This is a genomic window from Nocardia sp. NPDC059228 (assembly GCF_042754245.1).
Classification (GTDB): Bacteria; Actinomycetota; Actinomycetes; order Mycobacteriales; family Mycobacteriaceae; genus Nocardia.
Map to the genome: position 1 here is coordinate 1 of NZ_JBHZAL010000061.1, position 21,278 is coordinate 21,278.

Genomic DNA, 21,278 nt, shown 5'->3' on the forward strand with positions numbered 1-21,278 from the left:
CCGATGGTACTGCACTCGACAGGGTGTGGGAGAGTAGGACACCGCCGGAACATCCTTCGCGAAGGCCCCCAGCTCATGCTGGGGGCCTTCTGCGTTTTCTGGGTATTTTCTCGGCCGGCGCGTAATTCGGTGGGCCGGGGCGTGGAGTTCTGGACCGGCTGCCTGCTGGATGCACTCGGTGACGAGCCGGCGGCGGCCCCTTCCTTCTAATTCTTTTGGGTTGATAATCCAGCGCCTCCGCTCTCCTCGCCGTCCAAGGGTCCCTGGCACAGTGCCTGGGGCCCTTGGCATTTCCGTCTCCGATCGCAAAGCGAGAGCACTGCTCTTGACTCGGTAACCGCGGCGAGTGATCATTGATCCTAATTGAGAGCACCGATCTCGGAGTAGATATGATCACCACCGCCTGGACGGCCGTCAACCTGACCCTCGCCTTCGTGCTGGAACTCGTCGCCGTCGGCGCACTGGCCTACTGGGGCGTGCGCACCGGTCGCGGCCGGTTCGCCAAGGCGCTGCTGGGTGGCGGCGTCGCCCTGGCCGCCATGGTGCTGTGGGGCATGTTCGCCGCACCGCAGGCGAGTTTCTCGATCCCCGTGGCGGCGGTGGCCACCAGGGTCGTGGTGTTCGGCGGTGCGGCCGCCGGGCTCTGGCGGCTGGGACATCGGACGGCCGCGGTCGCCTTCCCGGTCCTGGTCGTCGCGAATCTGGCCGTGATCCATGCCGGGCATCTGTCGATGTAGCGCCGACCGAGGATGTAGCGCGGCCGAGCTCGACTGGGCCCCTGGGAAATTCACGGGACACCGAAAACGTTGCACTGGTACGGTCGCACGGCGGAGCGGGAGGTTCCGCCGAACTCGAGAGCAGGAAGGGGCCGATCATGCGCGTTCATCGCGACGTCGTCGTGGCCCGCCCGCGCTTCGAGGTGATCCTGGTGTCTCCGCCGGCTCGGTGCCGGCTGCGCGGCCGGTACTGAGTACCCCCGGGGCGTCTGCCCTGTCCGGGGGAATCGCGCTGTTCTGTTCCGGATCAGCACGAAGGACGTATGACCGTGCGTACCAACATTTCTCGACAATCTTTGGCAGTCGTTCGCAATCTCGGGATTCTCGCGCATGTGGATGCCGGGAAGACCACGGTGACCGAGCGGATGCTGTTTCTCACCGGGATCACCCACAAGCGCGGCGAGGTGCACGATGGCACCACCGTCACCGATTTCGATCCGCAGGAACGGGATCGGGGCATCACCATCTTCGCGGCGGCAGTGAGCTGCGAGTGGGCCGGGCACCGGCTCACCGTCATCGATACCCCGGGGCACGTCGACTTCTCCGATGAGGTCGAGCGGTCCCTGCGGGTATTGGACGGCGCGGTGGCGGTTTTCGACGCGGTGGCGGGGGTGGAGCCGCAGAGCGAATCGGTGTGGCGGCGCGCCGACCGCTACGGCGTGCCCCGGATCGCGTTCGTCAACAAGATGGATCGCGCCGGGGCCGACCTGAGGGCCGCGGTCGCCTCGATTCGCGAACGGTTGCATCCGGTTCCGGTGCTCGTCCAGCTGCCGGTGTACGCCGGCGCCGCGTTCGCCGGCATGGTGGATCTGGTTCGCCTGCGTGCTCTCACGTGGGAGAACGGCCTCGTGGCGGGCCCGGTTCCGGATCACCTCGCGGACGAGGTGGCGCAATGCCGCCGCGAACTGGAAGAGGCGGTGGCGGAGCGGAATTCGGCGGCGCTGGAGGAATTCGTCGAGCGCTCCGGCCTGTCCGCCGAGACCCTGTCCGCCGCGCTGCGGGAGCTCACCCTCTCCGGCCAGGTGGTGCCGGTGCTGTGCGGCGCGGCCTACCGCGATATCGGCATCGAGCCGCTGCTCGACGCCGTGGTCGCGTATCTGCCGTCACCGCTGGACCGGCCCGCGGTCGGGGCCGGTGACGCCGTCCGCGCCGCGGATCCGGCGGAACCGTGTGCGGCACTGGCCTTCAAGGTGCATGCCACGCCGACCGGGCGGCTCACCTTCGTGCGCGTCTACTCGGGCGTCCTGCGGAAGGGCGACACCGTGGTGGACGTGGGCGGTGGTCGTCGCGAGCGGGTCGCGCGCATCCTGCGGGTGCAGGCGGATCGGCACGCGGAGGTCGAGGCCGCGGTGGCGGGCGACATCGTCGCGCTGGTCGGCCCGAAGGCCGTGCGGGTCGGCGCGACGCTGTGTGCGCCGGACGCCCCGGTGCTGCTGGAACCGCCGGCTCTCACCGAGCCGGTGGTGTCGGTGGCGGTCGAGGCGCGGACCGGCGCGGACACCGAGAAGCTGGCGCCGGCCCTGGCCCGGCTGGCCGAGGAGGACCCGTCGCTGACGGTGCGGACCGACCCGGAGACCGGGCAGACCCTGCTGGCCGGACTGGGCGAACTGCACCTCGAGGTCGTGGTGGAGAAGCTGCGCCGCGACCGGGGGCTGAGCGTGACCGTGGGCCGGCCGCAGGTGGCGTACCGGGAGACCGTCGTGCGCGGCGTCCGGGGCCTGACCTACCGGCACGCCAAGCAGGACGGCGGGGCCGGGCAGTGGGCGCACATCGTGCTCGATGTGCAGCCGCTGCGTGAATCCGAGCCCGGGGCAACGGGATTCGAGTTCGAGTCGACGGTGGTCGGTGGCCGGGTACCGGCGGAGTTCGTCCGCGCGGTGGAAGCCGGCTGCCGGGACGCTTTGGCGGAGGGCCCGCTCGCGGGTCATCCGGTCACCGGGGTCCGGGTCACGCTCACCGATGGCGCGACGCATTCGAAGGATTCGTCGGAGCCGGCGTTCCGCACCGCGGGCCGCCTGGGGCTGCGGGAAGCCCTGCGCGCCAGCGCCATGGCGGTGCTGGAGCCGCTGGTGGAGCTGACCGTGACCGTGCCGGAGGACCATGTCGGCGCGGTGCTCGGTGACCTCGCCGCCCGGCGCGGCCGGGTGACCGGCTCGGTCACCCGCCCGGGCGTCGTGGTGGTGACGGCCACGGTGCCGCTGGCCGAATTGTTCGGCTACGCAACCCGTTTGCGCGGCCGCACACAGGGCCGGGGCACGTTCACCACGCGTCCGCTGGGGTACGCCCTCGCCCCGTAAGGGGTGACCGGGGCCCGGTGGCGGCGGCATATCGATGCCGTCCGTCACCGGGCCCCGTTGTCATGTGCGGCCATCGAATACCCGGAAGGTTGATTGTTGTCGCGACTACGGTTACTGTTGTCGCAACAACAGAATTTCCCGAGGGGAGATGGCAGTCATGATGTACTCGTTCACCGAAGAGGCCGTGATCACCGGCGACATCGACAAGATCTGGGCGGTCGCCACCGATGTGGCCCGCTGGTCGGAATGGGACCCGCACGAGGAGAAGTCCCGGATCGACGGCGAGTTCGCGGCCGGGACCACCGGGTGGGTCAAGCCGAAGGGGGCGCCGGCGGGGCCGTTCACCATCGTCGCCGTGGAGCCGGGACAGTCGTGGACCAGTGAGGCGGGTATTCCGTTCGGGAAGCTGCGCGGCCATCGCACCTACCGGGCCCTCGGCGACGGCACCGTGCGGGTGGCCGAGAATGTCGAGGTGCACGGGCTGTTCGGGCCCTTGTTCAAACTCGTCTGGGAGAAGGCCATGCGCGCGGACATGCCGCTGACCTTCGCGGCACTGGAGCAGGAGGCGCTACGGCGTGGCTGAATCATCGGGGCGGGCGCCGGGAACTTCGCGGCAGGCGCGTGGCGTGCCGCGGGGACCGCTCATGAGCCCGGGCTTCTGGTTGCACCACGCCGCGCTGGAATGGCGGGCGACGCTGGAGCGCAATCTGCGCCCGCTCGGCCTCACCCCCACCCAGTTCAACCTGCTCGCCTCGGCGGGCTGGCTGAGCCGGGAGGGCGAGCTGCCGACCCAGCAGCAGGTAGCCGACATGTCCGGTTCGGATCGGATGATGGCGTCCAAGGTGATTCGGGGGCTGGAGGAGCGCGGCCTGCTCCTCCGTCACGCCGATCCGGCCGACGCCCGGGTCCTGCGCATCGAACTGACCTCCGCCGGACGGGAATTGGCCGGCCGGGGTGTGCAGACCGCTGTCGACACCGACGCCCAGCTCTTCGGCGACGACGGCGACCTGCTGCGCGAACACCTGAAACCGATTGCCGCGCATCGGCTGCCGGGCTGATCAGGGCACGTCAGGGCACGTCAGGGCCGATCAGGGCTTGACCAGGATCGCCCGTGTGTAGAGCAGCCCGAAGCCGAGCCGTTGCACATTCTGCTGGGACTTCGAGCCGGGCTGGGTGGTCACCACCGCGATATCGCAGCCCGCCGCGGTCGCCTCGGCGAGGCGCACCGACAGCAGCGACGACTGCACCCCGTGCCGCCGATGCGCGGGATCGGTTGCCGCGCCGGTCAGCTGGGCGACGCCCTGGGACATGCGCATGCTCGCCCCGCCCGCCACCCGCCCGTCACGCCGGGCCAGATACCGCCGCACCCCCGCCGCGCCGGTGAGATCCCGCATGGCCCGGGCGATGACATCGGCCGGAAATTCCTCGTGCGACGCCACACCCTGGGCGTCGGGATGCGCGAACCCCTCCGCGACCACTTCCAGCCAGGCGTCGAACTCGTGCTCGCCGCTGGGATTCACGTCGACACCGTCGGCGACCACCGCGGCACGTTCGCCGCCGAGCTCCAGCCCGAGCACGTTCTCGAACGACACCAGCAGATAACCGCGCGCGGTGAGAAGTTCGCCGACACCCGGATCGCCGAGCTGCGAGACCTCGGCCTGTACCGGCGTCTTCCGTGCCGCGAACAACCGCTCGATCTCGTCGAGTTCCGACGGCTCGGGTATCCCCGCGAATCCGAGCCCGGCAACCTTGTTCAGCGGAGACCCGTCCTCGGCGAACGACGCCACGCCGCCCGCCACCGGTAGGACGAACCCCGCATCGACTCCCACCCGGTCCGCGGCCGCCGCACTGCCCTTCGCGATGAGCTCCGCTTCGACCCGCTCGATCCGTGCCGCCAGCTCCGTCCCACAGAAAAGCGTTCCCTGATCACTTGGCATGCACCCGAGCCTAATTCGGGACGCAACGGACATGCCCGCGATTTTCCGTCCCGGGTGAGCCCGCTGCCCGGGTCGTCACGGAACGGCCTGCCGGACCCCATGAATGCCGCGGCCCGGGTTGGTGCGGGTGGTGCCGGCCTACTCAGCGCCCGGGCTGCACCGGTCGGCGCGGCCGGTGGGTATCGCGCCGTGCACGGTCCTGAGTGGGTGCGACGGTGGTCGGGCGGGTGGACGTGGGTCGTAGGGTCTGGGGGTGGGTGTTGATCGTTCGGGTGCAGTCACCGGTGGGCTGGTGGTCGGGTTCGACCTGGATATGACGCTGATCGATTCGCGGCCGGGGATTGCGGCGGTGTGGGATGCGGTGGCCGCCCGGACCGGGGTGGCGATCGATTCGGAGCTGGTGGTGTCGCGGCTCGGGCCGCCGCTGGCGCACGAGGCGGCGCAGTGGTTTCCGGAGCACGAGGTGCCGGGGATCGTCGCGATGTACCGGGAGTTGTATCCGGATCTGGCGGTGCACGCGGCGGAGCATCTGCCGGGGGTGGTGGACGCGCTGGCGGCGGTGCATCGGGCCGGTGGGCGGGTGCTGGTGATCACGGCGAAGAACGGGCCGCACGCACAGTTGCATCTCGATCATCTCGGGCTGGCGGTCGACGAATTGGTCGGCGGGGCCTGGGCGGAGGAGAAGGGCGAGGTGCTGCGGGAGCGCGGGGCCTCGATCTATGTGGGGGATCATCTCGGCGATGTGCGGGCGGCCAAGGTGGCCGACGCGGTGTCGGTGGCGGTGACCACCGGGCCCTATGCGGCCGAGGAGCTGTCGGCCGCGGGCGCGGATGTGGTGCTCGGCGATCTGACCGCGTTCCCGTGCTGGCTGGCCGCCCACCTCGCCGCGTAACCGGTTGACTCGCAACCGTTCTCGGCGCACCGGCCGGGAGCGGTGCGGGTGCTCACGGATAGATCGGCGGGGCGAGCGCGAGGGCCACGGCGTGCGAGGGGTCGAGGGCGGGGATCGAGGCGTCGACCGCGTGGCCGTCGGCATCGCGCACCTGCCAGCCGCGCAGTGATACGACCGGAATATCGCGGTGGTTCGCCAATGCCAGCTCGCACAGGGTGCCCCACGAGCCGCCGATGACGATGACCGCATCGGCCGAGGCCACCAGGATCGCATTGCGGGCCTCGCCCATATTCGTATAGATCGCCGCGGACAGGCCCGGGCAGACCGCGTCACGATCCGTGCCGGGACGGATGCCGAGGACGAGTCCACCTGCGCCCGAAGCGCCTTCGGCGACGGCGGCCATCACACCGGAACCGCCGCCGCACAGCACGGTCGCACCCGCAGCGGCCAGCAGCCGGCCCACCTCGCGGGCGGCCGCGGACTCGGTGTCGGTGCAGGTGCTGGGGCCGCAGACGGCAATTTGCAGGGGTGGCAAGGGCTTTCCTCTCGTCGATGCGGGACGGATCGTTGGCATCAGGGTGATTCGAATGGTGTCGGCGCGGGGTGGCCGCGGCTACCGTTCTGCCCACGGTCACGAGTATCAGCATGTTCGAGCCCCGGCTCGCTGATCGGCAACCCTCGCACGGCGGTGGGGTGCCCCGGGTGACGACCAGGCGGCGTCCACGCGGACCCCGCAAGCGCTAGTCGAAGGAGCACAGGTCCATGTCTGGATGCCGCCCGGCCAACGGCTGAGGCCCAGCGCCCGAATTCCATCCGGGCGATTCTCTTTCCCGCACCGTACGCCTTCGGCGGTCGCGGTCGAGTCCCCATGCCCCGGCGCGGTGTCGGTGCACGAGTGCAGAGGTAGCAATGAGCAGGAACTGGTCCGGGTCGCGTGGATTCCGGGTGTTGGTGGGTGTGGCGGCGGCGACCGCGGTGGCGGGGCTGCTGTCGGCGTGCGGGAACGAGTCGTCGGACAGCAAGTCGGACACCGTGTACTTCGGGGTGTCGGGCCCGAAGACGGGCGGGTCGGCCGAGTACGGGCGGCTCTGGCAGCAGGGCTTCGACCTGGCCCTGGACGAGATCAATGCGGCGGGCGGGATCGACGGCAAGAAGGTCGCGCTGAAATGGGAGGATTCGCAGTCGGATCCGAAGCAGACGGTGCCGATCGCCACCAAGTTCGTGGGCGACAAGTCCATCATCGCCGAACTCGGCGACTTCTCCTCGCCCGCCTCCATCGCGGCCTCGCCGGTGTACAACCGCGGCAAGCTGGTGCAGTACGGGTTCACCAACTCCTCGGTGGATTTCACCAAGGGCGGCGACTACTCGTGGAGCCCCTCCATCACGCTCGACGTGTACATGGAGCGCAATGCCGAGTGGGTGCGGTCCAAGGCGAAGAAGGTCTCCGTCGTCTACCTCGAAACCGACTGGGGCAAGCAGGCTTTCAAATTCTTCGAGCAGTTCGCCAAGGAGAAGGGCATCGAGATCGCCTACTCCTCGGCCATCCTGCCGGATTCGCAGGACTTCCGGCCGGTGCTGATCAAGGGCCGCGACGCCAACCCGGACGCCTTCGTGCACCTCGGTTACGGCCCGGACGGTGCGCTGGTGGTCAAGCAGTTGCGTGATGTCGGGTTCACCGGGCAGCTCTTCGCCGGCCAGAACACCCCGCAGTTCATCGATCTGGCCGGTACGGCGGCCGAGGGCGACATCGTGAACGGCGTCTTCACCTCGTCGGATCCGAGTCCCAGGATCCAGAGCTTCGTCACCAGGTTCCGGGCCAAGTTCAACACGGACCCGGGCGATTTCAACGTCTACGCCTACGACGCGCTCAACGTGCTGGTGAAGGCCGCCAAGACCGGCGGCGCCACCCGCGAGGGCGTGCTGAAGGGCCTGCGCGAGATCAAGGACTTCGACGGAATCGGACTGGGCACCTTCGCCTTCGATCAGCAGACGCGGCGGCCCAGCGGCGTGAAGCCGATCGAGCTGGAACTGCGCAGCGGCAAATTCGTGCCGGTCGGAAGCGTCAAATAGATGTTCGACACGCTCATCGCGGGTCTGGTGCACGGCAATGCGTACGCGCTCATCGCCGTGGGCATCACCCTCATCTTCGGGGTCAGCAATGTCATCAACTTCGCGCACGGCTCGATCTTCGCGTTCGGTTCGGTGCTGGGCTGGTGGCTGATCGCCCAGCACGGTGTGCCGTGGTGGGCCGCGTTGATCGCGGTGGTGGCGGCGACGGCGCTGGTCGGTGTCGCCATCGACATCCTGGCGGTACGGCCGCTGCGGCGGGCCCCCGCCATTGCCGCCCTGCTGGCGACGGTGGCGGTCGGGCTGATCATCGAGAACGTGGTCGCCCTGGTCTTCGGACCCGACACGCGGCCCTTCCCGCAGGTCTTGCCCACCAACAACTTCCGGGCCGGCGGGGTGCGGTTCGGCACCTCCGATGTGGTCATGTTCGCCCTCACCCTCACGGTGATGGCGGGACTGTGGGCCTTCCTGCGCTACAGCCGTCACGGTTTGGCCATTCGCGCCACCGCGCAGGACCCGGACGCCGCCGCGCAGATGGGCATCGGCGTGGGCCGGGTGCAGTCGCTGGCCTTCGCCATCGCCTCCGGACTGGGCGGGCTGGCGGGCATCTTCGTCGGCCTCTACAACTCGAACATCTCACCGACCAGCGGCGGCATCGTCGGCATGACCGGATTCGTGGCCGCCACCATCGGCGGGCTGGGGTCGATTCCGGGCGCGGTCATCGGCGGTTTCGTGCTCGGGCTGGTGGAGGCGTTCGGCATCTACTGGTTCGGTGACGGCTACCGGGATCTGATCACCTTCGGCCTGCTGGTGATCTTCCTGGTGCTGCGGCCCGGCGGCCTGCTCGCCCGGCCGCCCGCCATCGAATCCGAGCCCATGACCGGCACCTTCCTCGGGTCGGGACGGGAACCGCGGGTGCGCTGGTGGCATGCCCTGATCGCGTTCGCCGTTGCGGGCGTGGCGATTCCGCTGATCGCGGATGATTACGGCATCTCGGTGGGCACCCAGATCCTGGCCTACGCCATCATCGCGGTCTCCATGACGCTGGTGGCCGGGTCGGCGGGACAGCTGGCCATCGGGCAGGCGGGGCCCATAGCCGTCGGCGCGTACACCTCGGCGGTGCTGACGGTGTCGCACGGCTGGGCCTTCCTGCCCGCCATCGTGGCCGCGGGCCTCGTCGCGGCCGTGGCCTCCTCGGTGCTGGCCGCGCCGCTGTGGCGGCTGGGCGGGCACTATGTGGCGATCGCGACGCTGGGCATCGGCATCGTGACGGTGGCGATCATCCGCAACTGGGAGCCGGTGACGCGTGGCAGCTACGGCATCTTCGGGATTCCCGCGCCCAGTCTGTTCGGGTACGAATTCACCACGCACACCCAGATTTTCCGGCTGGAGCTGGTGGTGCTGGCCATTGTGCTGGCGGTCATCGTCGGCGTGCAGCGGTCCCGGCTGGGGATCGCCATCCGGGCCATCGGGGCCGACGAGGTGGCCGCCCGCTCGGCGGGGGTGCCGGTGCGCGACTACAAGGCGCTGGCCTTCGCGGTGGCGGCGTTCTTCTCCGGCATCGGCGGTGCGCTGCTGGCCCACCAGTACTCCTACATCGACCCGACGGTGTTCAACCTGCCGATGTCGCTGCTGGTGGTGACCATCCTGGTGCTGGGCGGCACCGCCTCGCCCTACGGCGCGGTGCTGGGCGCGGTGGTGCTGATCGGGGTGCCGGAGCTGCTGCGGCTGGCGCCGTCGTGGCGAATCGTCTTGTACGGCTTGGTATTGCTGCTGGTGGTGCGGTTCCGGCCCCAGGGAATTCTGGTGAGGAGGAATCGTGTCCCGGTCAACGCCTGACGTGCTCACGGTCACCGGTCTGCGCCGCTCCTTCGGCGGCGTGCGAGCCGTGGACGGGGTCGAATTCTCCATCGCGCCGGGTGAATTCGTCTCGATCATCGGGCCCAACGGGTCCGGGAAGTCGACGACGGTCAATCTGATCTCCGGCGTGCTGAAGCCGGATGCCGGGGCAGTCCTGGTGCACGGCACCAGGATTCGACCGGGCCGGCCGGAGGCGGCCGCCGCGGCGGGCATCGCCCGGACCTTCCAGAACGGCCGCGTGTTCGGCAACATGACCGTCCGCGAGAACGTCGATGTCGGCCTACAGCCCACGCTGCGCGCGGCGCGGCCACTGCGTGTGCTGGCGAATGTGCCGGTGCTGAAATGGATTTCGCTGCTCGCCGAACTGGGGGTGGCGCTGGCGCCGACACCGGCGGCGCGGGCCGAGCGGCGGGCATCGGCCGCTCGGATCGACGCGCAGCTCGCGCGGTTCGAGGAACGCCTGGCGCCGCGTGCCGACCATGCGACCTACACGCTGTCCTACGCCAATCGCCGCCGCACCGAGATCGCGCGGGCGCTCGCCGCGGAACCCGGCCTGCTGCTCCTCGACGAGCCCGCCGCGGGCATGAACCAGACCGAGACCGCCGAAATCGGCAGGCAGCTGGCCGCATTGAAGGCCCAGGGCCAGACGGTGCTGCTGGTCGAGCACAAGATGGACCTGGTCCACGACCTGTCCGACCGGGTGCTCGTGCTCGACGAGGGGCGCATCATCGCCCAGGGCACGCCCGCCGAGGTGCTGGCGGATCCGCGCGTCATCGAGGCCTACCTCGGGCGCAGCCGGGCCGGCGGGAAGGTCGGCGCGGATGTCTGAATTCGACGAAAACGCCACGCCGATCCTCGAATTCGACCGGGTGATGGTGCACTACGGCCCGTCCCGGGCGCTCGACGAGGTCTCCCTGCGGGTGCGGCCCGGCGAGATCGTCTCGCTGCTGGGCGGCAATGCCTCGGGCAAGTCGACCACCATGAAAACCGCGCTCGGCCTGCTGAAACCGTCCTCGGGCGTGGTGCGCGTCGACGGTAGGGACGTGAGTGCGACGCCCCCGTCGGCGCGGATCCGGGCCGGGCTGGCCTCGGTCCCGGAGGCCCGGCGCGTCTTCCCGGCCATGACCGTCGAGGAGAACCTCTTCGTCGGCGGCTACATCCGTAAGGAGCGCCGCGCGGTGCTGACCGCGCGCGCCGCCGAGCTGTTCGACCACTTCCCGCGCCTGGCCGAGCGGCGCGCCCAGCGAGCGGGCACGCTCTCCGGCGGCGAGCAGCAGATGCTGGCCTTCGCCCGCGCGCTCATGAGCAAACCGCGCCTCATCTGCATGGATGAGCCCACCATGGGATTGTCGCCGCTGTTCGTCGATCGGGTGCTGGAGGAGATCGCCCGGCTCAATCGGGAGCTGGGCCTGGCCATCCTGATCGTCGAGCAGCAGGCGGAGCTGGCCCTGAGCATCGCGCACACCGCCAATGTGCTGCGCAGCGGGCGGATCGTGCTGCACGGCCCGGCCGCGGAACTCGTCGGCGATCCGGCGGTGCGCGACGCCTACCTCGGAAAGGTGACCACATGACTCCGCAACGGCTCGGCTTCTTCACCCGCCTGGTCCGCACCGATCCGGCGCAGGACGCGGGCACGGTGTACCGGCAGGCGCTCGAGCAGATCGGGCTGGCCGAACGGCTCGGCTACGACACCGCCTGGGTGGCGCAGCATCACCTGGATCCGGCCGAGGGCGGGCTGCCGTCCCCGTTCGTGTTCCTCGCCCACGCGGCCGCCCGCTTCCCGCGCATCCGTTTCGGGACCGCGATCGTGACGCTGGCCCTGGAGGATCCGATCCGGGTCGCCGAGGACGCGGCGGTGCTGGACCAGCTGTCGGGCGGGCGGCTCGAGCTCGGGTTCGGCGCGGGCGGGTCGCGGCACGCCTTCGAACTGTTCGACCTGGCCGGCGCGGATCGGCAGTCGGTGTACGCGAACAAGCTCGCGCGGGTCGCCGCGGCCCTGGACGGTACGCCGCTGGTCGGTGACCGCGGGCTGAACCCGCCGGCCGCCGGCCTGCGTGACCGCCTGTGGCAGGCCACCTTCTCGGCCGGGGGCGCGGGCCGGGCCGGGCGGGCCGGTGACGGACTGCTGCTGTCGAAGGCCCAGCCGCGTGATCCGGCCGCGCCGGACGCCACCCTCTGGGAGATCCAGCAGCCACTGGTCGACGCCTACCTCGACGCGCTGCGCGCGGGCGCCGAACCGCGAATCGGCGCGTCCCGGGGCGTTTTCGTGGCCGACGACCACGACGAGGCGGTCGCCCTCGCCGAGCGCGGAGCGGCCCGGTTCCTGGATCAGCTCGGCCGCAACGGCGGACCCGAAGTGGCGGAATCCGTCGACGAGGTCTTGCGCGACATCTACATCGGCACCCCGGACGAGGTGGTGGCGCGGCTGTCGGAGGACGCGGCGCTGCGGCACGCCACCGACTTCATCGTGCAGGCGCACCCGGTCGACCCGGGCCACCCCGCCACCCTGCGCTCCATCGAACTCATCGCCACCAAGGTCGCGCCGCAACTGGGTTGGCGACCCGACGAAAGGACCAACCGGTGACCGAGGCATCCACCGCCTACGACGACACGCCACCTGCGGCAACGGAAGTGGCCGGAAGTACTGCTTCCGCCACCGCCGACCCGCCCGGCTCGCGCGGTGGCGCAGGGGGCCGCCGCGCCGATGTCATCGATGCCGTGCTGGGTGCGCGAGCCGAATCGGTGCGCGCGGTGCGCGCGACACGCCCGGAGGTTATCGAACACTCGCAGGGAGTATTCGAGGCGCTGCTCGACGGCCCGGCTACCGCGAGCGTCGGGCGGGAGCGGCTGATCGCGGCGGCGGTCGCCGTCGCCGAGCTGGCCGGCGCGCCGGAGCTGGCGGCGCACTACGCGGCGCTGGGAACCACTCCGGCGGAGGGCGATCCGGTGCTGGCCGCCATTCTGCGGCACGCCGCCCGGGTGACCTCCGCGCCGGCGTCCCTCGCCCGCGCGGACATCGACGCGCTGGCCGCGGCCGGCCTGTCCGAGCGCGACATCGTGACGGTGGCGCAGCTCATCGGGTTCGTGCACTTCCAGGTCCGGCTGCTGGCCGGGCTGCGACTGATCGGAGCGGATGATGAGTGAGCCCGGGCGCGAGGTGCGCAGTGTCGAAACATCCCGGCGGCCAAGTGGATTCACCCAGGAGCAGCTGGACTGGGTGCCGTGGGTGGAGCCCATCGTGCTGGCCGATGCCGATGAGTTGCAGCGTCCCCTGCTCGAGGGCGATCGCGGTGTCGGCCCCTACTTCCGGCTACTCGCGCGCAATGCCGAGGTGCTGGCGCACCGCAGCGCGAATGATCGAGCGATCTTCTACGGTCGAGGGGGATTGACCCGGGCCGAGCGCGAACTTGCGGCGACCGTTACCTCCCGGCGCAACGGGTGTGAGTACTGCGCATCCGTTCACTCACGTTTCACTTCTGCGCTGTCCAAGCGTGTCGCGGATGTGCAGCGGTTGCTGGACGAGGGCAACGAGGTGCGGATCGACGAAAGGTGGGACGCCGTCATCGATTTCGTGGACGCGCTGGCCGCCAATCCGCCGCGCGCGTCCGCCGCTCATCTGAAGCGGCTGCGAGAGCTGGGTTTCGACGCCGCCGAGCTGCACGATCTGGTGCTGTCCGCCGCCTCGTTCTCGTGGGCCAACCGGCTCATGCTCACCCTGGGCGAGCCGGAGGTCCCGGCCTAATCTAGGGCTCTCTCAAAAAAGTTCTAGAAAGTTCATCGGAAATCTTCCCTGCGTGGGTACCGGATCGGTATCGTGCCGAGAGCAAACGGTCAGTGAAAGCACTGGCACCCCGGCGGATCGGAGCACCACCATGGCGAACTTCCTTTCGGATGTTCTCGTTCAGACCATTCTCAAGTTGCTGGCAACCGGCTCCTCGAGCGTTTCCGCCAAGTAGCTACGCGAGCGCCATCTTTCGGCTACTGCGCGGAAGCCGGGGTGATGTGCAAGGACCCGATCTCCGACGGGGGGATCGGGTCCTTTTTTATGCCCGTGTCGACGGGTTTCGCGCCCGGAGTCAGTGGGTAAGCGCTGGGTACTCCGCTCGCATCGAGTGCTCCCGCCCTGGTCCGGCCGGGCATCGCGAGGGGTCCGACAAATTAATACTAAAAAGATCCTAGAAAAGTATTCCGTCCAGTACGGCTGCTCTGTATCGTGTTGAACGGCAAACGATCAGTGACTTTCGGGTCAATGCGACATCGGGCCGCGAGTCTCTCCCCCCGGACCCGCGTCCCGAACCCGGGACGGTTCCCCTGCCTATACCCACCGTCTCGGGTGCGCCGCCCGGCCCGAAGTCACTGAGCCATCTTTCGGCTATCGCGCGGTATGTCGAAGGTTCAAACGAAGGGCCCGATCCATGACGAGGGGATCGGGCCCTTCGGTATTGTCTGGCGCAATGTCACAGGAAACGAACGCGGGAAGAATGTACGCCGGGCAGCCCGTAGAAGACCGGCAGCGGCAGCGTCGTGCGCGTTTTCTGGAGTCCGGGCTCACGGTGTTCGCGCGCGATGGATACGCCAATAGTTCTGTCGGAGCCATCTGCAAGGACGCCGGCCTCTCCTCGAGACAGTTCTACGAGGAGTTCACCGGACGCGAATCGCTCTTGCTCGAGCTCTACGAGCAGATCGATCGCGAATCCCGGGAAGCCGTGGCGGCCACCATCGCCGAGCACTCCGACGCCAGCGCCATCGACATCATCGACGCCGCCGTACGCGCCTATATCGAGTCCATCGGGCGAGATCCGCGCAAGGCCAGGGTCGCGCTGGTCGAAGTCGTCGGGGCGGGACCCAAGGTGGAGAAGTTCCGTCTGGAACTGCGGCGCGCCTGGGGCGCGCTGCTGGCCAGCGCCGCCGAAGATGCCGCCCTGCACGGTGAAATCCCGCCCGGTGACTACGAAATGCGCGTGCTCGCCATCATCGGCGCCGTGAACTACGTGGTCGACGCCTGGAGCGGTTCGGAACCGCGCCAGCCGCTCGACGACGTGATCCGGGTGCTACGCCGCATCATCATGGGCGCCGTCAGCGCCTGACCCGGTCCGAACCTCCGTCAACCGAGGCCCGAACCCCCAACCACCGACCCGTTTTCGCGCCCGTCCGCTGCCTCGCGGACGGGCGCGACCTTTACGGGTAGCGTGCCGATCATGGAGACCGTGCCCATCCAGATGCCCGACGGGACGACGGTGCCGGTGCGCTTGATACCGGCGAAAGGCCCGCACCGGCATCCGATTACGGCCGACAGCCCCCGGCCGGTGGTGGTGATCGCGCCCGGCCTGGGTGTCCCGGGGGAGTACTACTCGCTGTTCGGGAAGCCATTGGCGGACCGGGGTTTCGATGTGGCGCTGCTGGAGATCCGCGGAAACGGAGACAGCAGGCCGAAACCCGGCGTCCCGAGCACCCACGGCTATCAGGAACTGGTGGCCATGGACTTCCCCGCCATGTTCGAGGTGGTGCGCGAGCGGTTCCCCGAGAGCACGCCATACCTGCTGGGGCACAGCATGGGTGGCCAGCTCGGCGTCATGTACGCCTCCAGGATCCGCGGGCGGCTGGGCGGATTGATCCTCATCGCCTCCGGCACGCCGCATTTCCGCGGCTACACGGGCCTGGCCGCGGTGGGCAGCGCGGCGCTGTCGCTGACCGCCAATCTGGCCGGGTTCTGGCCCGGCGACACCATCACCGCGGGCGGCTTCGGACGGCAGTCGAAGGCGCTGATCGCCGACTGGGCGCGGCTGGCCCGCACCGGCCGATTCCAGCCCGCCGGAGCCGATATCGACTACGAGGAGCGCATCGGGCGGCTGAAACTGCCGGTCCTGTCGATCACCATGACCGGCGACGAGCTGACCCCGCGCGGGTCGGCGCGGCAGCTGCTCGCCAAGCTGTCCGAGGCCGACATCACCACCTGGCACAATCCGGACCCGCTCGGGCACAACGGCTGGATCAGCGATCCCGACTCCACCCTCGACTATGTCGAAAAGTGGCTCCGGGACCGCTGATTCGCGGGCCGGTTCAGAGCGTGCCCCATCAGTTCCAGGCCGCGGTTGGCGATGACCTCGTTGGCGTTCATATTGGTCGAGGTGCCCGCGCCGCCCTGCACCATGTCGACCATGAAGTTTTCGCGCAGCCGTACCGCTGCCGGGCTGCCGGGCTCCAGCAGCTCGTCGCAGGCGCCGATGATGGCCGTCGCCTTCTCCTGCGTGATCGACCCGAGTTCCGCGTTCGCCAGTGCGGCGGCCTTCTTCACGTAGGCCAGCGCGGACACCAGGTGCCCGAACCGGCGCAGCTTCACGCCCGAGATCGGGAAGTTCTCCATCGCGCGCAGGGTCTGCATGCCGTAGTACGCCTCGGCGGGCAGTTCCCGGGTGCCGAGCGAATCGTGTTCGGTGCGAATGCCGCCCAGCGGCTGCTGAGCCGCGATCGCCGCCGCCAGCCGCTCGGAGACGGTCCGCATGCGGTGGGCGATGAGCCCGGCGACGCGGGCGACGATGCGGTAGTAGCGGGCTCCTCGCGAGCGGTCAGTCCATCAGCTGCTGGGTGAAGAACTCGTAGATTATCGCCGCCTGGAAGGCGGACTGCTTGTTGTCCGCCGCGCCGCCGTGGCCGCCCTCGATGTTCTCGTAGTACCAGACGTCGTGGCCTTCGGATGCCAAGCGCGCGGCCATCTTTCGCGCATGGCCGGGGTGCACGCGATCGTCGCGGGTGGAGGTGGTGAGCAGGATCGGCGGATACTGCCGGTCCGGGCTGGTGTTCTGGTACGGCGAGTACTTCGCGAGGTACTCCCACTCCTCCGGCTTGTCCGGGTCGCCGTACTCGGCGATCCAGGACGCGCCCGCCAGCAGCAGGTGGTAGCGCTGCATGTCCAGCAGCGGCACCTGGCACACGATGGCCCCGAACAGCTCCGGGTACCGGGTCAGCATGACGCCCATGAGCAGGCCGCCATTGCTGCCGCCCACCGCGCCCAGCTGCCCGGGCGTGGTGATGCCGCGCGCCACCAGATCCCGTGCCACGGCCGCGAAATCCTCGAAGGCCTTGTGCCGGTTGGCCTTCAGCACCGAGGTGTGCCATTCCGGGCCGTATTCGCCGCCGCCGCGGATATTGGTCATGACGTAGGTGCCGCCGCGCTCCAGCCAGCCCATCCCCACCATGCCGCTGTAGCTGGGGGTGCGGGAGACCTCGAACCCGCCGTAACCGGACATCACGGTCGGGCCCGGGGAGCCCTGACGATCGCGGTGGCGGATCACGAAATACGGGATCTGGGTGCCGTCGTCGGACTGCGCGAAGAACTGCTCGGTCACGATGCCGTCGGCGTCGAAGAAGCCCGGCTCCTGCTTGAGCACCTCCACGCTGCTGCCCACCGACCCCGACATCAGCGTGGCCGGGCGGGTGAAACCACTGGTGGAGAGCATGAATTCGTCGCCGCCGTCGAGGCGGTCCAGGTTCATGATGCTGGTACTGGCCATGGCCGGGGTGTCGGCCAGCGGCTCGCGGGTCCAGCCGTCGGGGCCGGGCGTGAGCACGTACAGCTTGGTCTGCACATCCTCCAGCGTGACCAGCAGCAGGTGGTTCTCGGTCCAGCCGTAGCCGTGCAGCGCGGTGTGCGCGTCGGGGGTGAACAGGACCTCGAAATCGCGTGCGCCGGACAGGAATGCCTCGAAGTCGGCGGCCAGCAGCGCACCGGCCGGATAGGTGGCGCCGTTCACCTCCCACGGCGACTTCAGCCGCACCAGCAGCCACCGCTTGTACCAGGTCTCGGTGGCGTCGGTGGGCACGTCGATGAAACGCAGCGTGCCGTCGGACTCCAGCAGGTAGACCTCTTCGTTGAAGAAGTCGGTGGCGCGGCTCAGGAAGTGCCGCTCGTAGCCGGGGGTACGGTCGTAGCCCGCCGAGACGGCCACATCGGTGACCTCGCCCTCGTACACGAATTCCGCCGCCTCCAGCGGGGTTCCGCGCCGCCAGCGCTTCACCACCCGCGGATAGCCGGAGTCGGTCAGCGAGCCGGGACCGAAATCGGTGCCCACGTACAGGGTGTCGTGATCGATCCAGGCGAAGTCCGATTTGGCCTCGGGCAGATGGAAGCCGCCGTCCTCGGGCGCGATGAAAGTCTTTGCCTCGATATCGAATTCGCGGACCACCTTGGCGTCCGCGCCGCCGCGCGAGAGGCTGATGAGCGCGCGCCGCTGCTCCGGCCGCTTCACCGCCGCACCGCCCCAGACCCAGTTCTCGCCCTCGGCGGCCGCCAGCGCGTCCAGGTCGATGAGGATCTCCCAGTCCGGCTCGTCCTTCGCGTACTCGGCGAAGGTGGTGCGCCGCCACAGGCCCTTCGGGTGCTCGCGGTCGCGCCAGTAGTTGTAGAGCCACGGGCCGCGCCGGCCCGGATAGGCGATGCGGGTGTCGGTGTCGAGCATGGCCAGCACGCGCGCCTCGAGGTCGGTGAAGCGCTCCGAGGACGCGAACCGCTCCCTGGACACCGCATTACGTTCTTCCGCCCAGGTCAGGGCGCGTTCGCTCTCGACCTCTTCGAGCCACAGGTAGGGATCCGTCACGCCCTGTCCAACACCGGTCATGCCCACATTGTTGCCGAGGCGCGCGTTCGCCGGTCGCGAACGTATTGCCGGGCACTCCGCCGCACGGTCAGTAGGATTGCGGTTTCGCTACCGATCGGATCCAGGAGGCCTCGGCGTGTCGCATGAGCCCCGGCTGTGGGAACAGCACTGCTGCCTGCCGCTGCTGCCGACCGCGGACCTCACCGAGCTGACGCGGTACCCACTGGGCTCGTATCTCTCGGTCAATATCGGCTACGCGCCGCAATCCACTCGCGAGTCGCTCGAGCTGGTCACCCAGTTCCGGCGGGACGCCCTGACCGACGGCCGATTCCGGCTGGTGCACAGCATCGAGGACGCCTGGCCGGAGGTCCCCACCGCGGAGACCGACGCCACCCTCGCGCTGGCCTTCGATCTCGAGGACTGCGGGCCGCTGGGGGGTGATCTCGACAATGTCGAGCTGTTCCACGAACTGGGGCTGCGCTCGCTGCTGCCCACCTACAACCACGCCAACGCGGCCGGCTGCGGGTGCCTCGACACCGACGACACCGGCCTCACCGCCTACGGCCGCGACCTGATCCGCACGCTCAACGAGGTCGGGGTGTTCGCCGATGGGTCGCACTGCTCGCGGCGCACGGGACTCGACATCGCCGAGACCACGACCGTGCCGATGATCTACAGCCACTCGAATTTCGCGACGCTGTGGGCGCATCCGCGCAATATCGGCGACGACCAGGCCAAGGCGTGCGCGGCCACCGGTGGCGTGATCGGTGTCAACGGGGTCGGCATCTTCCTGGGCCGCAACGAACCCGCCGACGGGGCCGGACGCATCGAGGCCATGGCCGACCACATCGCCTACGGCGCGGAACTGGTCGGCATCGAGCACATCGGGATCGGCTCCGACTACTCCTTCGACGCCGACGATTTCAACGCCGAACTGGCCGGCAATCCGGACAGCTATTCCGAGGAGTACACGCGCTACGGCCAATTGCAGTGGGCGCCACCGGAAGACCTGCTCGGCACGTCCGGGGTGCGGGGGCTGGACGAGGTGCTGGCCGCGCGCGGCTTCTCCGCCGCCGACCGGGCGGCCGTCTTCGGCGGCAATTTCGCGCGCGTGGCGCGGCAGGTCTGGCGGGATTAGCCGCGGCGGGTCCGGCGGGATCAACGGACCGTCGGAGATCTCGGCCGGTCCGCCGGGCGCGACGTACTGATCGGTCGCATCCAGAGCGCGGGCGTGACCTCTCTCACGTGTTCCCCGTCTCACGCGGGCGGGGGATGGCTGAGTGAGGTCCCGGCAACAGGTCTAGTCTCGATGCCGTGACTTCCCACTACGATGTCGTCGTTCTCGGCGCTGGTCCCGGCGGTTACGTCGCCGCGATCCGTGCCGCTCAACTCGGCCTGCGAACAGCGATCGTCGAGCAGAAATACTGGGGTGGCGTGTGCCTGAACGTGGGCTGCATTCCGTCCAAGGCACTGCTGCGCAATGCGGAGCTGGCTCATATCTTCACCAAGGAAGCGAAGACCTTCGGTATCTCGGGTAACGCGACCTTCGACTTCGGCGCGGCGTTCGACCGCAGCCGCAAGGTCGCGGACGGCCGGGTCAAGGGCGTCCACTTCCTGATGAAGAAGAACAAGATCGACGAGTTCGACGGCAAGGGCACCTTCACCGGCCCGAAGTCGCTCTCGGTCGCGCTCACCAAGGGCGGCACCGAGGACATCACGTTCGACAACGTGATCATCGCCGCGGGCACCGAGACCAAGCTGCTGCCGGGCACCTCGCTGTCCGCCAACGTGGTCACCTACGAGGAGCAGATCCTCACCCGCGACCTGCCGGGTTCCATCCTCATCGTGGGTGCGGGCGCCATCGGCATGGAGTTCGCCTACGTCCTCAAGAACTACGGCGTGGACGTGCGCATCGTCGAATTCCTCGACCGCGCACTGCCGAACGAGGACGCCGACATCTCCAAGGAGATCACCAAGGCGTACAAGAAGCTCGGCATCACCATCACCACCTCCGCGGCCGTGCAGTCCATCGAGGACGACGGCTCCAAGGTCACCGTGTCGATCAAGGACAACAAGTCCGGCGCGATCGAGACCGTCACCGTGGACAAGGTGCTGCAGGCCGTCGGCTTCGCGCCGCGCGTGCAGGGCTACGGCCTGGAGAACACCGGCGTGCAGCTCACCGACCGCGGCGCCATCGCGATCGACGAGTACATGCGCACCAACGTCCCCGGCATCTACGCCATCGGTGACGTCACCGCCCTGCTGCAGCTCGCGCATGTCGCCGAGGCGCAGGGTGTGGTCGCGGCCGAGACCATCGCGGGCGCGGAGACCATGTCGCTGGGCGACTACCGCATGATGCCGCGCGCCACCTTCTGCCAGCCGCAGGTCGCCTCCTTCGGTCTCACCGAGCAGCAGGCCCGCGACGAGGGCTACGACGTGAAGGTCGCGACCTTCCCGTTCACCGCCAACGGCAAGGCGCACGGCCTCGGCGACGCGCAGGGCTTCGTCAAGCTCATCTCCGACGCCAAGTACGGCGAGCTCATCGGCGGCCACCTCATCGGCCCCGATGTCTCCGAACTGCTGCCGGAACTGACCCTGGCCCAGAAGTGGGATCTCACGGTCAACGAACTGGCCCGCAACGTCCACACCCACCCGACCCTGTCGGAAGCCCTCCAGGAAGCGATCCACGGCCTGGCCGGCCATATGATCAACTTCTGAGTGGGAGAACAACTCTCGTAGCTCTCAGGGGCTTCGTCCCCGAACCCCTGAAAAGCGGCCCCGGGGCCCCCGCAAAAACTCGGCCCCCGGCGCCGTGAGGGCGGGCCCCCCACCGAGCCCCCAAAACGGCGGCGGCG

Annotated in this window: 19 protein-coding genes, 1 pseudogene and 1 riboswitch; of the genes and pseudogenes, 16 read left to right on the top strand and 4 right to left on the bottom strand. The window is 69.2% G+C overall.

Annotated features, from left to right (window positions below; all coding sequences use genetic code 11):
• The first annotated feature begins 389 nt into the window (after positions 1 to 389).
• The 4 genes from ACFXKA_RS40965 to ACFXKA_RS40980 all read left to right on the top strand — a co-directional run bounded on the left by ACFXKA_RS40965 (position 390) and on the right by ACFXKA_RS40980 (position 4,131).
• Positions 390 to 737 (top strand): YrdB family protein, encoded by a 348-nt coding sequence (locus ACFXKA_RS40965; protein ID WP_379431597.1) that lies wholly within the window; start codon positions 390 to 392, stop codon positions 735 to 737.
• 302 nt (positions 738 to 1,039) lie between these two features.
• Positions 1,040 to 3,073 (top strand): elongation factor G, encoded by a 2,034-nt coding sequence (gene fusA, locus ACFXKA_RS40970; RefSeq protein WP_379431598.1) that lies wholly within the window; start codon positions 1,040 to 1,042, stop codon positions 3,071 to 3,073.
• A gap of 148 nt (positions 3,074 to 3,221) precedes the next feature.
• Positions 3,222 to 3,656 carry an SRPBCC family protein gene (locus ACFXKA_RS40975; RefSeq protein ID WP_354851363.1) on the top strand — a complete coding sequence of 145 codons (435 nt, stop codon included), beginning with the start codon at positions 3,222 to 3,224 and terminating at the stop codon, positions 3,654 to 3,656.
• Positions 3,649 to 4,131 (top strand): MarR family winged helix-turn-helix transcriptional regulator, encoded by a 483-nt coding sequence (locus tag ACFXKA_RS40980; protein ID WP_379431599.1) that lies wholly within the window; start codon positions 3,649 to 3,651, stop codon positions 4,129 to 4,131. Before ACFXKA_RS40975 ends, ACFXKA_RS40980 begins: the two co-directional genes overlap by 8 nt.
• 30 nt (positions 4,132 to 4,161) lie before the next feature.
• On the opposite strand, the gene ACFXKA_RS40985 is transcribed toward ACFXKA_RS40980, so the two are convergent.
• Positions 4,162 to 5,010: a GNAT family N-acetyltransferase gene (locus tag ACFXKA_RS40985; protein WP_379431600.1), complete on the bottom strand. Its 849-nt coding sequence runs from the start codon at positions 5,008 to 5,010 to the stop codon at positions 4,162 to 4,164.
• Between the two features lie 253 nt (positions 5,011 to 5,263).
• Between ACFXKA_RS40985 and ACFXKA_RS40990 the strand changes: the two genes are divergently transcribed.
• Positions 5,264 to 5,902, top strand: coding sequence for an HAD family hydrolase (locus tag ACFXKA_RS40990; protein WP_379431601.1), 639 nt, complete (start codon positions 5,264 to 5,266; stop codon positions 5,900 to 5,902).
• Positions 5,903 to 5,954: 52 nt separating this feature from the next.
• On the opposite strand, the gene ACFXKA_RS40995 is transcribed toward ACFXKA_RS40990, so the two are convergent.
• Positions 5,955 to 6,437: a dethiobiotin synthetase gene (locus ACFXKA_RS40995; RefSeq protein WP_379431602.1), complete on the bottom strand. Its 483-nt coding sequence runs from the start codon at positions 6,435 to 6,437 to the stop codon at positions 5,955 to 5,957.
• Between the two features lie 94 nt (positions 6,438 to 6,531).
• A riboswitch (SAM riboswitch) is annotated at positions 6,532 to 6,648 on the top strand.
• Between the two features lie 163 nt (positions 6,649 to 6,811).
• Here ACFXKA_RS40995 and ACFXKA_RS41000 point away from each other — a divergent pair.
• The 9 genes from ACFXKA_RS41000 to ACFXKA_RS41040 all read left to right on the top strand — a co-directional run bounded on the left by ACFXKA_RS41000 (position 6,812) and on the right by ACFXKA_RS41040 (position 15,876).
• Positions 6,812 to 7,972, top strand: a complete 1,161-nt coding sequence (locus ACFXKA_RS41000; RefSeq protein WP_379431603.1) for an ABC transporter substrate-binding protein — start codon at positions 6,812 to 6,814, stop codon at positions 7,970 to 7,972.
• The gene (locus ACFXKA_RS41005; RefSeq protein ID WP_379431604.1) at positions 7,973 to 9,808 is read left to right on the top strand and encodes an ABC transporter permease; all 1,836 of its coding nucleotides are present in this window, start codon (positions 7,973 to 7,975) and stop codon (positions 9,806 to 9,808) included.
• Entirely contained in the window at positions 9,789 to 10,658 is an 870-nt protein-coding gene (locus tag ACFXKA_RS41010; protein WP_379431605.1) for an ABC transporter ATP-binding protein, read from the top strand. The genes ACFXKA_RS41005 and ACFXKA_RS41010 overlap by 20 nt, the downstream gene beginning before the upstream one ends.
• The gene (locus tag ACFXKA_RS41015; protein WP_379431606.1) at positions 10,651 to 11,400 is read left to right on the top strand and encodes an ABC transporter ATP-binding protein; all 750 of its coding nucleotides are present in this window, start codon (positions 10,651 to 10,653) and stop codon (positions 11,398 to 11,400) included. The genes ACFXKA_RS41010 and ACFXKA_RS41015 overlap by 8 nt, the downstream gene beginning before the upstream one ends.
• Positions 11,397 to 12,413, top strand: a complete 1,017-nt coding sequence (locus tag ACFXKA_RS41020; protein WP_379431607.1) for a putative FMN-dependent luciferase-like monooxygenase — start codon at positions 11,397 to 11,399, stop codon at positions 12,411 to 12,413. The genes ACFXKA_RS41015 and ACFXKA_RS41020 overlap by 4 nt, the downstream gene beginning before the upstream one ends.
• On the top strand, positions 12,410 to 12,973 hold the full coding sequence (locus tag ACFXKA_RS41025) for a hypothetical protein (RefSeq protein ID WP_379431608.1): 564 nt from the start codon (positions 12,410 to 12,412) through the stop codon (positions 12,971 to 12,973). The genes ACFXKA_RS41020 and ACFXKA_RS41025 overlap by 4 nt, the downstream gene beginning before the upstream one ends.
• Complete coding sequence (locus ACFXKA_RS41030) at positions 12,966 to 13,571, top strand: peroxidase-related enzyme (RefSeq protein WP_354851396.1); 606 nt, start codon at positions 12,966 to 12,968, stop codon at positions 13,569 to 13,571. The genes ACFXKA_RS41025 and ACFXKA_RS41030 overlap by 8 nt, the downstream gene beginning before the upstream one ends.
• A gap of 712 nt (positions 13,572 to 14,283) precedes the next feature.
• Complete coding sequence (locus ACFXKA_RS41035; protein WP_245550798.1) at positions 14,284 to 14,916, top strand: TetR/AcrR family transcriptional regulator; 633 nt, start codon at positions 14,284 to 14,286, stop codon at positions 14,914 to 14,916.
• Between the two features lie 111 nt (positions 14,917 to 15,027).
• The gene (locus ACFXKA_RS41040; protein WP_379431609.1) at positions 15,028 to 15,876 is read left to right on the top strand and encodes an alpha/beta fold hydrolase; all 849 of its coding nucleotides are present in this window, start codon (positions 15,028 to 15,030) and stop codon (positions 15,874 to 15,876) included.
• Positions 15,877 to 15,884: 8 nt separating this feature from the next.
• Here the strand turns inward: ACFXKA_RS41040 and ACFXKA_RS41045 are convergent.
• Together ACFXKA_RS41045 and ACFXKA_RS41050 are read right to left on the bottom strand one after the other, a co-directional pair.
• Positions 15,885 to 16,331, bottom strand: a pseudogene (locus ACFXKA_RS41045) (lyase family protein); the annotation flags it as partial.
• Between the two features lie 64 nt (positions 16,332 to 16,395).
• Entirely contained in the window at positions 16,396 to 18,444 is a 2,049-nt protein-coding gene (locus tag ACFXKA_RS41050; RefSeq protein WP_354851400.1) for a prolyl oligopeptidase family serine peptidase, read from the bottom strand.
• Between the two features lie 115 nt (positions 18,445 to 18,559).
• Here ACFXKA_RS41050 and ACFXKA_RS41055 point away from each other — a divergent pair, with 115 nt between their 5' ends.
• Both ACFXKA_RS41055 and lpdA read left to right on the top strand, forming a co-directional pair.
• A complete protein-coding gene (locus tag ACFXKA_RS41055) occupies positions 18,560 to 19,561 on the top strand; it encodes a dipeptidase (RefSeq protein ID WP_379431610.1) in 1,002 nt (333 codons plus the stop codon).
• 176 nt (positions 19,562 to 19,737) lie between these two features.
• Positions 19,738 to 21,141 (top strand): dihydrolipoyl dehydrogenase, encoded by a 1,404-nt coding sequence (lpdA, locus tag ACFXKA_RS41060; protein ID WP_354851406.1) that lies wholly within the window; start codon positions 19,738 to 19,740, stop codon positions 21,139 to 21,141.
• The last annotated feature ends 137 nt before the right edge of the window (positions 21,142 to 21,278 follow it).

Bases quoted from the DNA above. Each gene is read 5' to 3' on its own strand.
- ACFXKA_RS40965 (WP_379431597.1), top strand. From the start codon at position 390: ATGATCACCACCGCCTGGACGGCCGTCAACCTGACCCTCGCCTTCGTG.
- fusA (WP_379431598.1), top strand. From the start codon at position 1,040: ATGACCGTGCGTACCAACATTTCTCGACAATCTTTGGCAGTCGTTCGC.
- ACFXKA_RS40975 (WP_354851363.1), top strand. From the start codon at position 3,222: ATGGCAGTCATGATGTACTCGTTCACCGAAGAGGCCGTGATCACCGGC.
- ACFXKA_RS40985 (WP_379431600.1), bottom strand. From the start codon at position 5,010: ATGCCAAGTGATCAGGGAACGCTTTTCTGTGGGACGGAGCTGGCGGCA.
- ACFXKA_RS41000 (WP_379431603.1), top strand. From the start codon at position 6,812: ATGAGCAGGAACTGGTCCGGGTCGCGTGGATTCCGGGTGTTGGTGGGT.
- ACFXKA_RS41005 (WP_379431604.1), top strand. From the start codon at position 7,973: ATGTTCGACACGCTCATCGCGGGTCTGGTGCACGGCAATGCGTACGCG.
- ACFXKA_RS41015 (WP_379431606.1), top strand. From the start codon at position 10,651: ATGTCTGAATTCGACGAAAACGCCACGCCGATCCTCGAATTCGACCGG.
- ACFXKA_RS41020 (WP_379431607.1), top strand. From the start codon at position 11,397: ATGACTCCGCAACGGCTCGGCTTCTTCACCCGCCTGGTCCGCACCGAT.
- ACFXKA_RS41030 (WP_354851396.1), top strand. From the start codon at position 12,966: ATGAGTGAGCCCGGGCGCGAGGTGCGCAGTGTCGAAACATCCCGGCGG.
- ACFXKA_RS41035 (WP_245550798.1), top strand. From the start codon at position 14,284: ATGTCACAGGAAACGAACGCGGGAAGAATGTACGCCGGGCAGCCCGTA.
- ACFXKA_RS41040 (WP_379431609.1), top strand. From the start codon at position 15,028: ATGGAGACCGTGCCCATCCAGATGCCCGACGGGACGACGGTGCCGGTG.
- ACFXKA_RS41050 (WP_354851400.1), bottom strand. From the start codon at position 18,444: ATGACCGGTGTTGGACAGGGCGTGACGGATCCCTACCTGTGGCTCGAA.